Origin of the sequence: Psychrobacter sp. Ps6, assembly GCF_022129235.1 — a bacterium.
Lineage (GTDB): Bacteria > Pseudomonadota > Gammaproteobacteria > Pseudomonadales > Moraxellaceae > Psychrobacter.
Genome location: NZ_JADQAI010000180.1, coordinates 1 through 1,083 on the forward strand (window position 1 = coordinate 1; position 1,083 = coordinate 1,083).

The following is a 1,083-nucleotide window of genomic DNA, read 5'->3' on the forward strand; positions in this document are numbered from 1 at the left end:
TGAAGGAGAAGCTGCAAAACGAAAACATTCAATTCACTGACTCATTTACGAAAATTGATGATGTAGTGGTGGAACGACTGGAAAAGCTAAAGGAGATTCTAAGAAATAAAAAAGAGGTTGAATCGGATGCTTTAGCTCTGCCTGAGGACTGGCGAGACACAATAAGCTTAACCTTCAAAGACCTGCAGGATTTCTACATAGTCACTGCTGAGGACTTGAGGAATAAAGAGCAGTATATATCGATTAAAGCTAACGAGGCTCAAAATGTCAGGCTCCAAACCTGTATTTCCGACCTTAAACTTATCGAAAAAGAAACCTTAGCCGCGAAAAAAGCTCAAAGTAAAATCAAAAGGCTCCGAGACACACTGAAAGAAACAGAGCAAAGGTATACCGACCAGACAATTTCTGCTATTGAGCTTATATTCCATATCTACAGTGGACGTCTGATCCAAAACTACCAACGTGGTTTGGGCCTATTTATCGAGAGTCGCGAAGGTACGCAGTTGAGATTTCTGACTGCAGAGAAGTCAGAACACGACGCAGTCATGTCCATGAGTTCCGGTCAGGTGTGCGCTCTTGGCCTTGCCTTCTTTCTTTCACTCAATAAGGTCTATGCTAAGGTACCTCTTATCTTGATAGACGATCCTTCGCAGTCTCTGGATGAAATCAACGTTGCATCCTTAACCGATTTACTCCGTTGCGAACTTAAGCATTGCCAGTTGATTGTTTCCTCGCATGAGGATGATATTTCTGCCTATATGCGGTACCGGTTTGACAGAGCTGGCCTGAAAACGAGTTCACTGAACATGCAGCTCTTGGCGAAAGATGCTTTGTAAAAGTAACCCATAGTATGCAGTAGATCTGGATGACCGTGATGTTCATATTGATGAGCTAGCCATCATGAAGAGGACGTCAAAAACAACAATAGGATCTGGTTTTGCGCTTTCCTTCATTAGGTTAAGTATTGCAAAATCAGATCTCTATTAATCTACCATCTATCAGTCATAACTTATTTTGGAGTGTAACTGAGTCAACGCAGATCTCGCTGACTCAAAGATAGACAGCCAACTCTATTTGGATTGA

At 42.0% G+C, this 1,083-nt stretch carries 1 pseudogene; it reads left to right on the top strand.

Annotated features, from left to right (window positions below):
* Positions 1-836 (top strand): annotated as a pseudogene (locus I3255_RS14720) (AAA family ATPase); the annotation flags it as partial.
* Between the last annotated feature and the right edge of the window lie 247 nt (positions 837-1,083).